Origin of the sequence: Streptomyces niphimycinicus (assembly GCF_018883605.1) — a bacterium.
GTDB lineage: Bacteria > Actinomycetota > Actinomycetes > Streptomycetales > Streptomycetaceae > Streptomyces > Streptomyces niphimycinicus.
In genome coordinates this window covers 1-12,411 of the sequence record NZ_JAHLEM010000411.1, presented here as the reverse complement: position 1 = coordinate 12,411, position 12,411 = coordinate 1, and the positions used below count along the sequence as shown (strand labels likewise).

The window sequence follows — 12,411 nt, the reverse complement described above, 5'->3', positions numbered from 1 at the left end:
GGCCTCCGGACCACATACCTGCTCACCCGGAACTTCAAGGCATACAAGCTCCAGTAGGAGGGCGCGCGATGAAGAGCTATCGGAAGACCCTGGTGGCCGCGGCCGCCACCACCGCACTCACCGCGGGGCTGCTGCTCACCCAGACCGGCACCGGCAGCGCCGCGACCTCGGCTGCCGACTCGGCCCCCTCGGACATCAAGACCGTCTCCTCCGGCTGGTCCATCCCCTGGGGGCTGAGCTGGCTGCCCGATGGCTCGGCCCTGATCACCGAGCGCGATTCATATCTCGTCTACAAGCTCACCCAGTCGGGCACCAGGACCAAGGTGGGCACGGTGCCCAATGTGGTGACCACCGGCGGTGAGGGCGGACTGATGGGCATCGCGGTCTCCCCCAACTGGAACAGCGACCACGCCGTCTTCGTGATGCACACCGCCTCCGACGGCAACCGCATCGCCCGGATGACCTACGACGGCTCCTCGCTCAGCGGCTACAAGGCGCTCGTCACCGGCATCAAGAAGAACAAGTACCACAACGGCGGACGCCTCAAGTTCGGCCCGGACGGCTATCTGTACGCCACCACCGGGGAGGCCCAGACCCCCGATCTCGCCCAGGACAAGAACTCCCTCAACGGCAAGATCCTCCGGATGACCACGGACGGCAAGCCCGCCCCGGGCAATCCGTTCGGCACCCTCATCTACTCCTACGGCCACCGCAATCCGCAGGGCATCACCTGGGATCCGCAGGGGAGGCTGTGGGAGGCCGAGCTGGGCAACAGCAAGTACGACGAGCTCAACCTCATCGAATCGGGCAAGAACTACGGCTGGCCGACCTGTGAGGGCAACTGCTCCACCTCCGGGATGACCAACCCCAAGCGCCAGTGGCCGGTCGGCGACGCCTCGCCCAGCGGGGTCACCTACGCCGACGGCGCGATGTACATGGCGGCGCTGCGCGGTGAGCGGCTGTGGCGGATCCCGGTGGACGGGACCAGCGCGGACACTCCCAAGGCGTACTACACCAGCTCCTACGGGCGGCTGCGCACCGTGGAGACCGTGCCGGGCAAGAACACGCTGTGGCTGTCCACGACCAACGCCGACAACAACGGCGGGGAGCCGGACGGCGCGGACAAGGTGTTCCAGGTCGAGTTGAAGTAGCGACCTCCGCGGGTGAGCGTACGGGCGCGGTCCGCGGACCGCGCCCGTACGTCCATGTCGCGCCCTCGCGTCCGTCGTGTCAGTGTGCGAGCCGCTCGTTCATGAGCAGGAAGGCGCCCAGACCGTGGAGGTCGTTCGTATTGCGGGGCCGGCCCAGGTAGTAGGACAGGTCTCCGACGTTGGTGCCCTCGCTGATGTCGGAGATGTTCGTCAGCCCGTCGGAGCCGACCGACACCTTCCGCAGCACGCCCTGATAGCCCCTGCGCGCCGCCGAGGCGTAGGTGCCACCGCTGATCCAGCCGTGCTTCAGGGCCGCGTGCAGCATCAGGGTGTACATGCTGGAGGCGGAGGTCTCGGTCCAGTTGCCGGGGTCGCTCGCCTTGTCGACGACCTGGAACCAGCGGCCGGTGGCCGGGTCCTGGTAGCGCGCGAAGCCCTTCGCCAAGTGCCGTACGTTGCCGATCAGTTCGGCGCGACGGGGGTGGTTGGCGGGGAGCATTTCCAGCACCTCCACATGGGTCATCGCGGTCCAGCCGATGGCCCGTGCCCAGTGGTAGCCGGAGGTGCCGGTGGTGGGATCGGGCTTCCAGGGGGCGTCGCCGTCGGCGTCATAGGCGTGGTAGAGCAGCCCGTTGGACGCCTTGAGGTGGCGGAAGTACACCGAGAGGTTCCTGGTGACCTCCTCGTACGCATACGCCTGGTCGCCGTAGGCGATGCCGTAGCGCAGCAGGAAGGGCTGGGCCATGAAGACGCCGTCGCCCCACAGTTCGTTGGTCTTGCCGGTGGCGTGCCACATCCCTCCGTCGGCGGTGCGCGGATAGGTGGTGATCCGGGCCCGGATCTGGTCGGCGGCGGTCCGGTAGCGGGGGTCGCCGGTCTCCTGGTGGAGGATCAGCAGCAGATTGCCGGACTGCATCGCGTCGAGGTTGTCGAAGCTCCGGCTCATATGGCCGTCGGCGTCGACGAAGTTGTCCACCCAGCGCTTGATGTACGCCAGGTACGAGGGCTCCTTGACCCGCTGGTAGACGCGGTGGGCGCCGAGCAGGAACAGCCCCCGGGTGTAGCCCCAGCCGCCGAGCGCGGCGGGGTCGGGGTAGCGGGCGATGGTGGAGTCCACCACCGCCCGGGACCAGTCGGCGGGCGCCGCGCCGGCGCCCGCCGTCGGGAGGAGAAGGCCGCCGGTGATGCCCAGTGTGCTCGCGAACAGCGTTCTGCGACTGATCACTCGTTCCCCTTTTCTCAGGGCTCGGTTCGCCTCCGGGGCGCCCGCCTCTCCCTCAGCTACCGCTGGGAGGGACCCCCTGCCGGTGGTCGACCGTGCCCGGCCCCTGCGTTCCTCAAGGGCCCGCGCGCGCTCTCCCGTTCGACAGCGGTGCGCCCCTTCGGCTCACCGGCCGCGGGTGGCGCGTACACGCCAAGAATAGCGGCGAACGCTCCGTACCGGTGCAAAAGCGGAGGAAAGAGCTGAATCCGCCGTACCCGTCAGTAGTCCGGCCACCAGCCGGCCGGTGGCGGGGGCGAGCATCAGCCCGAGCATGTTGTGACCGGTCGCCAGCAGCACCCGCGGATGGCCCGGCACCGGCCCGATCAGCGGCAGCCCGTCGGGGGTCATGGGCCGCGGCCCCACCCACTCCTCCTGGCGGTCGTCCCAGTCGGCATGGCGCAGATACGGGCGCGCGGCGGCCACGATGGCCTCGATGCGCCGCTGCCGGAACCGGTCGGCGTCGCGCTCGAACTCCATCGTCCCGGCGACCCGGACCCGCTTGCCCATCGGAGTGAGCACCACCTTGGCCGCGCCGAGGTGGACCAGCCGGGAGGGCGGCGGCTCGGCCGCCACGGAGAAGCTGTACCCCTTGCCCGCCACCAGATCGACGTCCAGGCCGAGCCCGCGGACCAGCTCGCGCGACCAGACGCCCGCGGCGATGACCACCGCGTCGCTCCGGTACGTCCCCGCCGAGGTGCGCACCTCGGTGCGGCCGTCCCGGTCGGTGACGGCCGACACCCGGGCGCCCTCGACCAGTTCGACGCCCTGGCCCCGCAGCCGCTCGGCGAGCCGGTCCACGAAGAGCGAGGGGTCGAGCGACCACTGGCGCTCCACCACGAACCCCGCCCGCGCGCCCTCGGTGAGCGAGGGCTCCGCCTCCGCGAGCCGGGTCCCCTCCAGCACCCCGCCGGGCGCGATGGGGGCGTCCAGCCGGCGGAAGGCGGTCAGCGCCTCGGCGGCGTACTCACGGGAGGGGAAGGCGAACAGGAAGCCGTCCTTGTGCGCCTCGCCGTCGACACCGGCCGCCTCCAGCTCCTCGAAGAGCCCGAAGGTGCCCTTCGCGAGCGCGCCGAGGGCGGCGGCCCCGCGCAGGTAGTGGCGCGAGGTGGCCCGCAGCCCGAACCGGACCAGGAACCGCAGCAGTTCGGCACCGGCCGGGGGGTGGACGGCAAGCGCGCTGTCCGGGCGGTGCAGCCCGCGCAGCGCCGTACCGATGACACCGGGCGCGGCCAGCGGTTCGACCAGGTCGGGGCAGACCTCCCCGGCGTTGCCGCGGGACGCGCCGCTGCCCAGCCGGTCGCGTTCCAGGACGGTGACCCGCAGCCCGGCGGCGCTGAGGTAGTGGGCACAGGCCAGGCCGACGACTCCGCCGCCGACGACCGTGACCGTGGCGGGCGGGGTGTCCGGGGAGGTCATGAAGGCTCCTTCAGCGCGGGGGACGGTGTGGTCGAAGAGGTGTCACGGCGGGTACGCGCACGCCCGCGGGTGTAGTCGGCGTCCGCCGCACTGGCGTCGGCGAGGGTGAGCCCGCTGGTCTCCGGCGCGAGGACATACGACGTGCCCCAGCCGATGACGCAGATCACCGCGCCGAGCAGGATGGCCAGCCGGGTGCTGTGGTCGAGGACGACGGGCGCGCCCCAGGTGCCGATCGCGGCGCCGACCCGGCTGATACCGGTGGCGAAGCCGTTGGCGGTGGCCCGCACTCCGGTCGGGAACAGCTCGGAGGGGTAGATGGCCTGGAGGCACTGGCTGGAGAAGGCCGCCACGCCGAACGCCGCGAAGAGGACCACCACGACCGCCGGTGCGGGGCGGGCGAGGGCCGCGAGACAGAGCAGCGGGATCGCGGAGAGGCCGAAGCTCCACAGGAGCAGGGTGCGCCGCCCCTTGTTGATGACCAGGATCCCGGAGAGCGAGCCGAGCACGAAGAAGATCTGCACCACGACCGAGCCGAGATAGGAGTCGTTGCCGTCGGCCAGTCCGAAGGAGGACAGGATGGTGGGTTCGTAGGTGGTGATGGCGTAGATCGGCAGCAACTGGCAGGCCCAGAAGACACTGACGAAAATGGTCCGGCGCAGATAGGCGCCGCGGAAGATATCGGTGTAGCGGGTGCGCGAGGCGGTGTCCGCCTCCAGATCGGCCAGGGTCGCGTCCGGGCCGAGCATCTGCTTCAGCACGGCCTCCGCTTCCTGGTTGCGGCCCTTGCTGAGCAGCCAGCGCGGCGACTCGGGGGTGCCGAAGCGCAACAGGAGGATGAGGACGGCGGGGATGGCGCTGCTCGCGAGCATCCAGCGCCAGTTGTCATGGCCGGAGGACATCATCGCCCAGCCGACGACATAGGCGACGGCGGCGCCGACCGATCACATGGTGACCATGATGACCAGCAGCGGGCCCCGGGAGTTGCGGGGCGCGAACTCGGAGGCGATGGTGCCCGCGATGGCGAAGTCGGCGCCGATGGCGATGCCCATGAGGAAGCGCAGCACGGTGAGCTGCCAGGGATCGCTGACGAAGAACTGCGCCGCGGAGAGCAGGATGAAGGCGGCGATATCGAAGAGATAGACCTTCTGCCGCCCGACCCGGTCGGTGACATAGCCGAAGATCAGGCCGCCGGCGAACATGCCGACCAGGGAGGCGGAGCCGACCACTCCGGAGTCGAAGGAGTTGAGGTGGTAGTCGGCGGTGAGGAGCGGAAGTGCGACGCCGATGATGCTGAGGATGTAGCCGTCGCAGAACTCACCACCGCCTGCGTAGAGCGTGATGAGCCAGTGGGTGCGGGTGGGACGGGATTTCTCCAGGGATGCTGTGCTCATGGCCGTCTCCTGAGGAGATGCTCCTGGGGAGGAGGAGGACGGATGGCCGGGCGGTCGCGAGGCGCCCGGTACTGATGTCCGAAGACGGTAGGCAGCGTCCGGCGGTCGGTCATCGTTGGAATCGTATGAATCGATCGCCACCTGAAAGCCCACGCTTGTACGATCCGTCCATGGACCCCTCGATCGATCCCATGAGTGGCCGTCCCGCCCTGACCCCGGAGCTGGCTCAGGAGATCGCCCAGGACATCGGCCGGATCACCGGTTTCAATGTGCTGATCACCGACCCCGCGGCGGTCGTCATCGGCTGCGGCGACCTCGCCCGCGTCGGCACCGTCCACGAGGCGTCGCTGGAGGTGTTGCGCACCGGGCGGCCCGCCACCCACACCGCCGAGCAGGCGGGCCGGATGCGGGGGGTGCGGCCCGGGATGAGCCTGCCGATCACCGTCGGGGAGGAGGTGATCGGCACGGTCTGTCTGACCGGGGTGCCGGCGGAGGTGCACCGCTTCGGCCTGGTGGTACGGCGGCAGACGGAGATCCTCCTGGAGGAGGCGGCGCTGCTGCGCTCGCGGCTGCTCCACGAGCGGGCGGTCGACGACTTCGTACGGGATATCGCGCTCTACGACCCCGAGGTGGTCGACGCCGGGGCGGTGGAGGCCCGGGCGGTGGAACTGGGCCTGGCCCCCGGGCTGGCCCGGGCCGCGGTGCTGATGGAGACGAGCCCGGCGGGAGAGGGCGCGGACGAGGGCGCGGCGGCGGTCTCCCGGATCACGGTGCTGCGGACCGTACGCGAGGTGTTCCGGGACCGGCAGGACGTGGCGGGCGTGCAGGCGGCGGGGCGGTATGTGGTGCTGGCCGCCGCGCACGGTGAGCGGACGGCGCCGGGACGGCTCGCCGACGCCTGCGGCCATCTGCTCTCGCTGCTGTACGACCGGCACGGTCTGGACGGGCGGATGGCCGTCGGCGAACCCGGTGCGGGCACCGCCGGGATGCACCACTCGTATCGCGACGCCGCCACCGCGCTGCGCACCGGACCGGCCGTCTTCCCGGGCGACCGCGTCTTCACCGCCGCCGACCTGCGGATACCGCATCTGCTGGGCGCCGCTCCGCGGCAGGCTCGGGCGCGGTTCGCCGACGCCGTGCTGGGGAAGCTGCCCGGACAGCCCGACTGGCCGACGCTGCGGGAGACGCTGATCGGCTGGGCGGAGGGGGGTTTTCATCTGGTGCGGGTCGCCGAGCGGCTGCACATCCACCGGAACACACTCCTGTACCGGCTGGAGAAGATCGGAAAGCTGTCGGGGAGACAGGTGCGGGAGCCGGGCCAGGCCATCGAGATGTATCTCGCCTGTCTGACCGACATCCTCCAGGAGACCACCACCCGGGGCAAGGTAAGGTAAGCCTGACCTTACCAACTGGAGTTGTCCGTGCGCCCCCCTCGTCTGTTTGGCCTGCTCTCGGCCGCCCTCGCCGTCACCGTGCTCACCGGCTGCGGCTCCTCGGATGCCGCGTCGTCCTCGACGTCCTCGAAAGCCCCGAAGTCCCGAGCTGCGGACGGCGCCTTCCCCCGCACCGTCGCCCATGAGCAGGGCAGTGCGTCGCTGAAGGCCGAGCCGAAGCGCATCGCCGCGATCAGCACCGGGCAACTCGACGATCTGCTCACCCTCGGCGTCGTACCGGTGGCCACCACCCGCGCCGACTACGCCGGACTGGTCCCCGGCTATCTGCGCACGGCCTTTCCCCGGCAGGCGAAGGCGCTCGGCGCGATGGCGGACATCGGCACCCGCACCTCCCCCAATATGGAGAAGCTGGCCGCCGCCAAGCCCGATCTGATCCTGGTCAACAGCACCCAGGGCAATCTCTACGCCACCCTGTCGGCCATCGCCCCGACCGTGGTCACCAAGGGCCGCGGGGTGAACTGGAAGAAGGATCTGCTGACCGTCGCCGACGCGGTGGGCAAGCGCGAGCGGGCCCGCACCCTCCTGACCCGCTTCGAGAAGGACGCCGCCGACCAGGGCGAGAAGCTGGGCGGCGAGCGGACGGAGCTGTCGATGGTGCGCTTCAACCCCGACCGGGTCCGGATGTTCGGGAAGAAGTCGTTCACCGGCACCATCGCCGACGACATGGGGCTCGGCCGCCCCAAGTCCCAGCGCTTCGACGACATCTCACAGGACCTCAGCGGTGAGCGGATCCCGCGGATGGACGGCGACTGGATCTTCTACTCCGTCCAGGGCCGCCCCGGGAAGACCGACGCCGCCACGTATCTGTCCAATCCGCTGTGGAAGAAGCTGGGCGCGGTGCGCGCCGGACACACCGTCAAGGTCGATGACGACCCCTGGTACCTCAACGCCGGGCCCACCGCCGCCCGGGTCGTCCTGCGCGACATCACCGAGCACCTCGGGCGCTGACACCGGACACCTCGACGCCCCGGCCGGCCGTGTCAACCTCCGAACGGCATAAGCCACCGTCACACCCCGTATGCGATCGGGACAATGCGTCACCACAAGACCGTCCTCAGGCAATAGTCTCGGCGTACAGGACGTGGCTGAGGAGGCGCCCATGGGCACCGGCGATCGTGAGCAGGCATACGCACGGGCTCGGCAGGAGGCCGAGCGGCTCACCGCGAGCGGAATCCAGGGCATCGCGCTGACCTGGGTGGACAACGCGGGGGTGACCCGGGCGAAGTCCGTGCCCACCGCGCGGCTGCCCCATGCCGCGCGGCGCGGGGTCGGGATGTCCCCCGTCTTCGACGTCTTTCTCGTGGACGACTCCATGACCACCAGCCGCCATGTCGGCGGCCCCGACGGGGATCTGCGGCTCATCCCCGACCTGGACCGGCTCATCCCGCTGGCCGCCCAGCCCGGCTGGGCCTGGGCCCCGGTCGACCGGTACGACCAGCAGGGCCGGGCGCACCCCGTCTGCCAGCGGCTGTTCGCCCGGCGGATGGCCGAGCGGGCGCGGGAGCGGGGGCTGAGCGTACGCATGGGGTTCGAGACCGAGTGGGTCGTCACCACCGGCGACCCGGACCAGGACCCGCCGCACTACCCCTCCGCCGGTCCCGCCTACGGCATGGCGCGCGTGGCCGACCTCGCCGACTACCTCGCCGAGCTGCTCGCGGCGCTGGACGCGCAGCACACCGAGGTGCTCCAGCTCCACCCGGAGTACTCCCCCGGGCAGTTCGAGGTGTCCCTGGCACCGGCCGACCCGGTCGGCGCCGCCGATCTCGCCGTGCTGGTGCGGGAGACGATCCGGGCGTGCTCCGGGCGCGCCGGGCTCAACCCGATGTTCGGCCCGGTGGTGGACCCGGGCGGGGTCGGCAACGGCGCCCATGTCCATCTGAGCCTGTGGCAGGGGGACCGCAATCTGTGCCGGGACGGCGACGGGCCGGGCGGCATGACCGCGACGGCCGAGGCGTTCCTCGCCGGAGTGCTGCGCGAACTGCCCGCCCTGCTCGCCATCGGCGCCCCCTCCCCCGCGAGCTACCTCCGGCTCGAACCCTCCCGCTGGGCCGGGGCGTACCAGTGCTGGGGTCTGGAGAACCGCGAGGCCGCGGTGCGCTTCATCACCGGCGCACCGGACGACCCGGGGGCGGCCAACGCCGAGATCAAGTCCTTCGACCCGGCGGCCAACCCCTATCTGGTGGCGGGCGCGGTCATCGCCGCGGGCCTCGGCGGGCTGGACTCCGGGCTCTCCCTGCCGCCGCCCGTCGCCGGGGATCCCGCGGTCGAGGGGCGCGAGCGGCGGCTGCCCACCTCGCTGCTCACCGCGCTGGAGCACTTCGAGGACTCGACGGTGCTGCGCGAGGCGCTGGGCGATCCGCTCTTCGAGTCGATCGCCGCGGTGCGCCGGGCGGAGGCCGCCCTGTTCGAGAAGTCGTCGCCACGGGAGATCGCCATCGCGACCCGGAGGCGGTACTGACCGATGGAGGCCGCCGAGCAGACGGATTTGACCGAGCCGCCGCTGCCGCCCCTGGTGGACCACCACTGCCATGGGGTGGTCCGCTCCGAGCTGAGCTCGGCCGCGTTCGAGGCGTTCCTGACCGAATCCGACGCGCCCGCCGCGCTCGGCACCACCTTCTTCGACAGTCAACTGGGGTTCGCGGTGCGCCGCTGGTGTCCACCGCCGCTGGGCCTCGAACCGCACTGCCCGCCCGCCCACTACCTCGCCCGGCGGCGCGAGCTGGGCCCCCGGGAGGTGACCCGGCGGCTGCTGGGCGCCGCCGGGATCAGCGAGTTCCTGGTGGACACCGGGCTGCCGGGCAATCTGACCACCCCTCAGGAGCTGGCCCTCGCGGCGGGCGGCACCGCCCATGAGATCGTCCGCCTCGAGCAGTTGGCGGAGCGGATCGCCGACACCTCGCTGACCGCCGACGACTTCCTGGCCGGGGTGGCGGACGGGATCCGGGAGGCGGCCCGTACGGCGGCCGGTTTCAAGTCGGTGGCCGCCTACCGCTACGGACTGGACTTCGAGCCCGATCCGCCGGGCCCCGGCGCGGTCCACACCGCCGCCGAGCACTGGGTCGCCCGGCGCGGTCAGGGCGGCACCGCCGCCGCCCGGGTCACCGACCCCGTACTGCTGCGCCATCTGCTGTGGTCGGCGGCGTACACCGGGCTGCCGCTGCAACTGCACACCGGATTCGGCGATCCCGATCTGCGGCTGGACCGCTGCGATCCGCTCGCCCTCACCGACTTCATCCGCGCGGTGCGCCCCACGGGCTGCACGCTGATCCTGCTGCACGGCTATCCGTACCACCGCGGCGCCGCCTATCTGGCCGCCGTCTTCCCGCATGTCTACGCCGATGTGGGGCTGGCCCTGTCACACACCGGGGCGCGGGCCGGGGCCGTGCTCGCCGAGATGCTGGAGCTCGCCCCGTTCGGCAAGGTGCTCTTCTCGACCGATGCCTATGGACTGCCCGAACTGTATGTGGTGGGGGCGCGGCTCTTCCGGGAGGCGCTGACCGGGCTGCTGACCCACTGGGTCGCGGAGGGCGCCTGGTCGCGCCGCGACGCCCGCCGGGTGGCCGCGCTGCTGGGCGCGGACAACGCGCGCCGCGTCTACGGCCTCGGCACCCCGGCCCCGCGCGAGGGCTAGGCATGTCCGGCGGCGAGGATCGCGTACTTGCGTACACCGGCCCCGACCGCCAGATCACGATCTACGGAGGGCGGGCCGCCCGGTCCAGCCGGTGGCGGCCACCACAGCCCGCGAGACGATGCGGTTTTCTGTGCGGACCCGCCGCTGCGGCAGGAGCTGGGCCAGTACGTGGCGGCCAATGACTCCGACCAGGTCGACAACGGTGTCGGCGATGCTGCCCGCGGCGAGGACGAGCTGGTCGTGGCGGCCGACGTCGTCGTATGGGGCGAGGGGAGAGTGTCCCGGACAGTCCCGGACACGTCCCGGACGCGTCCCGGACGGCGGGACGCTGGAGGGACCGGTCCGGGCCTCCCTAGGATCCGGAGACGCCGCGAGCCGGACACGGCAAAAACGAACAAACGGCTGTTCGCCGCTCCCGTGGAGCGGCTCGCGCGACGTACTCCCGACGCACCCATCCCACGAGGAGGAGAACCATGTCCAAGGTGCTGGAAACCGTGGGCGGCAGGCTGCTCGGCCTGTTCGTGCCCAAGGTGGAGGCCGCCGCTTCCGCCCAGGCGTGTCAGTGCTTCAACGAATGCTGGCAGTGCGCGCGCAGCGCGTGCTGCGTCAATACCGTCTGTGGCTCCATCAACTGCTGGCGTAGCTGTCCGGGTTGCTGATCCGGTGATGTGACAGGGAACCGGCCGGGGGCACCGGCGTGCGACACCGGGCGGACCGCCGTGCCGTCGTCCACCGGTGTCCCCGGCTCCCGGTTCCCGGCTCCCGGTTCGTTCCCGGTTCCCGCTCCGCAGGAGGTCACCGTGCAGTACCTGGAGTTCGGCATCCGCTGCCTGATCGGCACGGTGTTCCTGGCCGCCGCCGTCGGCAAGGCGGCGAGCGGGCGTTCGTTCGCCGCGTTCACCTCGTCCCTGGGCGACCTGGGGCTGGTGCCGCTTTGGGCCGTCCGTCCGGTGGCGGTGGCCGTCGTCGCGGGCGAGGGGCTGGTCTGCCTGCTTCTCGCCGCGCCATGGGCGCGTCTCCCGGCGCTCGGTCTGGCCGGGGCGGCGGCCCTGCTTCTGGCCTTCGCGGTGGCCATCGCCTGTGCCGTGGCCCGGGGCACCCACGCGGTATGCCGGTGTTTCGGCGGGGCGTCCACCAGCCCGCTCGGCGTGCGCCACATCGTACGCAACGTCCTGCTCGCCGGGCTTGCCCTGGCCGCGGCCGGAACCATGCTGCGCCCGGACATCGGCCCCGCGCAGCCGGCCGGGCTGCTCGTGGCGGCGCTCGGCGGGCTGCTCGTCGGCGGCTGCGTCGCCGCGCTCGACACCATCGTGGGCCTCTTCCGGCCCATGAGCCCCGTACGTACCGCCCGGTCCCGGCACCCCGTCCGCCCGGGACGCTGAGCCGGGGCCCGCGCCATCCCCTGCCCTCCGCACAGGAATCCGCACAGGAAACGGAGACCCACCGTGCCCATCGTCATCGCCGCTCTCGTCCTCGTCGGGCTGCTGTGCCTCCTCGATCTGGTGCTCACCGTCGGCGTCATCAAGCGGCTGCGGGAACACACCGAGCTGCTCGCCACCCGGGGCGGCGGCCGGCTCTCCCTCGGCACCGGGGACGAGGTCGGGGAGTTCTCCGGAGCCACCGTGGACGGGGAGCGGGTACACGACGGCATGATCCACAGTGAGACCGTCGTCGCCTTCTTCTCCCCGACCTGCGGCCCGTGCAAGGAGAAGCTCCCGAAGTTCGCCGAGTACGCCAGGAGCGTGCCGCGCGGACGCGAACAGGTCCTCGCCGCGGTGATCGCCGACAGCCCGGAGGAGGCGGAAGCGGCGGCCCCGATGCTGACCGCGCTGCGCCCGGTGGCGCGCGTACTGACCGGCCCGGACGCCGACGCCGTCGCCGGGGCGTGCAAGGTGCAGGGCTTTCCCGTCGTCCTCAAGGTCAACCGGAGCACGGACGGCCGTCTCCTGGTCATGGCCGACCAGGTCGACGTGGACCGTCCCGCCGTCGCCGCCCGCTGACCGGCGCCGCCGTCCGCCGCGCCATGACGCGCAAACGCCCCGCCGTGACGCACCCACGAGCCGCCTCCCAGGCCACCGCCCCCGAGGACCCCGAGCACTCCGAC

General features: G+C 71.6%; 10 protein-coding genes and 1 pseudogene. 8 read left to right on the top strand and 3 right to left on the bottom strand.

What is annotated here, in order from left to right; all coding sequences use genetic code 11:
* Positions 1 to 68 precede the first annotated feature (68 nt).
* The gene (locus tag KN815_RS31030; protein ID WP_216345189.1) at positions 69 to 1,151 is read left to right on the top strand and encodes a PQQ-dependent sugar dehydrogenase; all 1,083 of its coding nucleotides are present in this window, start codon (positions 69 to 71) and stop codon (positions 1,149 to 1,151) included.
* A 79-nt stretch (positions 1,152 to 1,230) separates the two neighbouring features.
* Here the strand turns inward: KN815_RS31030 and KN815_RS31025 are convergent, their stop codons facing one another.
* The 3 genes and pseudogenes from KN815_RS31025 to KN815_RS31015 form a co-directional block, all read right to left on the bottom strand.
* Positions 1,231 to 2,376: a glycoside hydrolase family 88/105 protein gene (locus tag KN815_RS31025; protein ID WP_216345188.1), complete on the bottom strand. Its 1,146-nt coding sequence runs from the start codon at positions 2,374 to 2,376 to the stop codon at positions 1,231 to 1,233.
* Positions 2,377 to 2,538: 162 nt separating this feature from the next.
* Positions 2,539 to 3,831, bottom strand: coding sequence for an NAD(P)/FAD-dependent oxidoreductase (locus tag KN815_RS31020; RefSeq protein ID WP_216345187.1), 1,293 nt, complete (start codon positions 3,829 to 3,831; stop codon positions 2,539 to 2,541).
* A pseudogene (locus KN815_RS31015) lies at positions 3,828 to 5,222 on the bottom strand (MFS transporter). The gene KN815_RS31020 and the pseudogene KN815_RS31015 overlap by 4 nt, the downstream one beginning before the upstream one ends.
* A gap of 170 nt (positions 5,223 to 5,392) precedes the next feature.
* Between KN815_RS31015 and KN815_RS31010 the strand changes: the two are divergent.
* The 7 genes from KN815_RS31010 (at position 5,393) to KN815_RS30980 (ending at position 12,307) form a co-directional block, all read left to right on the top strand.
* Positions 5,393 to 6,616: a CdaR family transcriptional regulator gene (locus KN815_RS31010; RefSeq protein ID WP_216345186.1), complete on the top strand. Its 1,224-nt coding sequence runs from the start codon at positions 5,393 to 5,395 to the stop codon at positions 6,614 to 6,616.
* Between the two features lie 27 nt (positions 6,617 to 6,643).
* Positions 6,644 to 7,624, top strand: a complete 981-nt coding sequence (locus KN815_RS31005) for an ABC transporter substrate-binding protein (protein ID WP_216345185.1) — start codon at positions 6,644 to 6,646, stop codon at positions 7,622 to 7,624.
* Positions 7,625 to 7,775: 151 nt separating this feature from the next.
* Positions 7,776 to 9,134, top strand: coding sequence for a type I glutamate--ammonia ligase (locus KN815_RS31000; protein WP_216345184.1), 1,359 nt, complete (start codon positions 7,776 to 7,778; stop codon positions 9,132 to 9,134).
* A 3-nt stretch (positions 9,135 to 9,137) separates the two neighbouring features.
* Positions 9,138 to 10,307 carry an amidohydrolase family protein gene (locus tag KN815_RS30995; RefSeq protein ID WP_216345183.1) on the top strand — a complete coding sequence of 390 codons (1,170 nt, stop codon included), beginning with the start codon at positions 9,138 to 9,140 and terminating at the stop codon, positions 10,305 to 10,307.
* A gap of 473 nt (positions 10,308 to 10,780) precedes the next feature.
* The gene (locus tag KN815_RS30990) at positions 10,781 to 10,966 is read left to right on the top strand and encodes a hypothetical protein (RefSeq protein ID WP_216345182.1); all 186 of its coding nucleotides are present in this window, start codon (positions 10,781 to 10,783) and stop codon (positions 10,964 to 10,966) included.
* 141 nt (positions 10,967 to 11,107) lie between these two features.
* Complete coding sequence (locus tag KN815_RS30985) at positions 11,108 to 11,689, top strand: MauE/DoxX family redox-associated membrane protein (RefSeq protein ID WP_216345181.1); 582 nt, start codon at positions 11,108 to 11,110, stop codon at positions 11,687 to 11,689.
* Between the two features lie 63 nt (positions 11,690 to 11,752).
* Complete coding sequence (locus KN815_RS30980) at positions 11,753 to 12,307, top strand: thioredoxin domain-containing protein (RefSeq protein ID WP_216345180.1); 555 nt, start codon at positions 11,753 to 11,755, stop codon at positions 12,305 to 12,307.
* Positions 12,308 to 12,411 lie beyond the last annotated feature (104 nt).

Excerpts from the sequence above, each read along its gene's own strand:
- KN815_RS31030 (WP_216345189.1), top strand. The coding sequence starts at position 69 with ATGAAGAGCTATCGGAAGACCCTGGTGGCCGCGGCCGCCACCACCGCA.
- KN815_RS31020 (WP_216345187.1), bottom strand. The coding sequence starts at position 3,831 with ATGACCTCCCCGGACACCCCGCCCGCCACGGTCACGGTCGTCGGCGGC.
- KN815_RS31010 (WP_216345186.1), top strand. The coding sequence starts at position 5,393 with ATGGACCCCTCGATCGATCCCATGAGTGGCCGTCCCGCCCTGACCCCG.
- KN815_RS31000 (WP_216345184.1), top strand. The coding sequence starts at position 7,776 with ATGGGCACCGGCGATCGTGAGCAGGCATACGCACGGGCTCGGCAGGAG.
- KN815_RS30995 (WP_216345183.1), top strand. The coding sequence starts at position 9,138 with ATGGAGGCCGCCGAGCAGACGGATTTGACCGAGCCGCCGCTGCCGCCC.
- KN815_RS30990 (WP_216345182.1), top strand. The coding sequence starts at position 10,781 with ATGTCCAAGGTGCTGGAAACCGTGGGCGGCAGGCTGCTCGGCCTGTTC.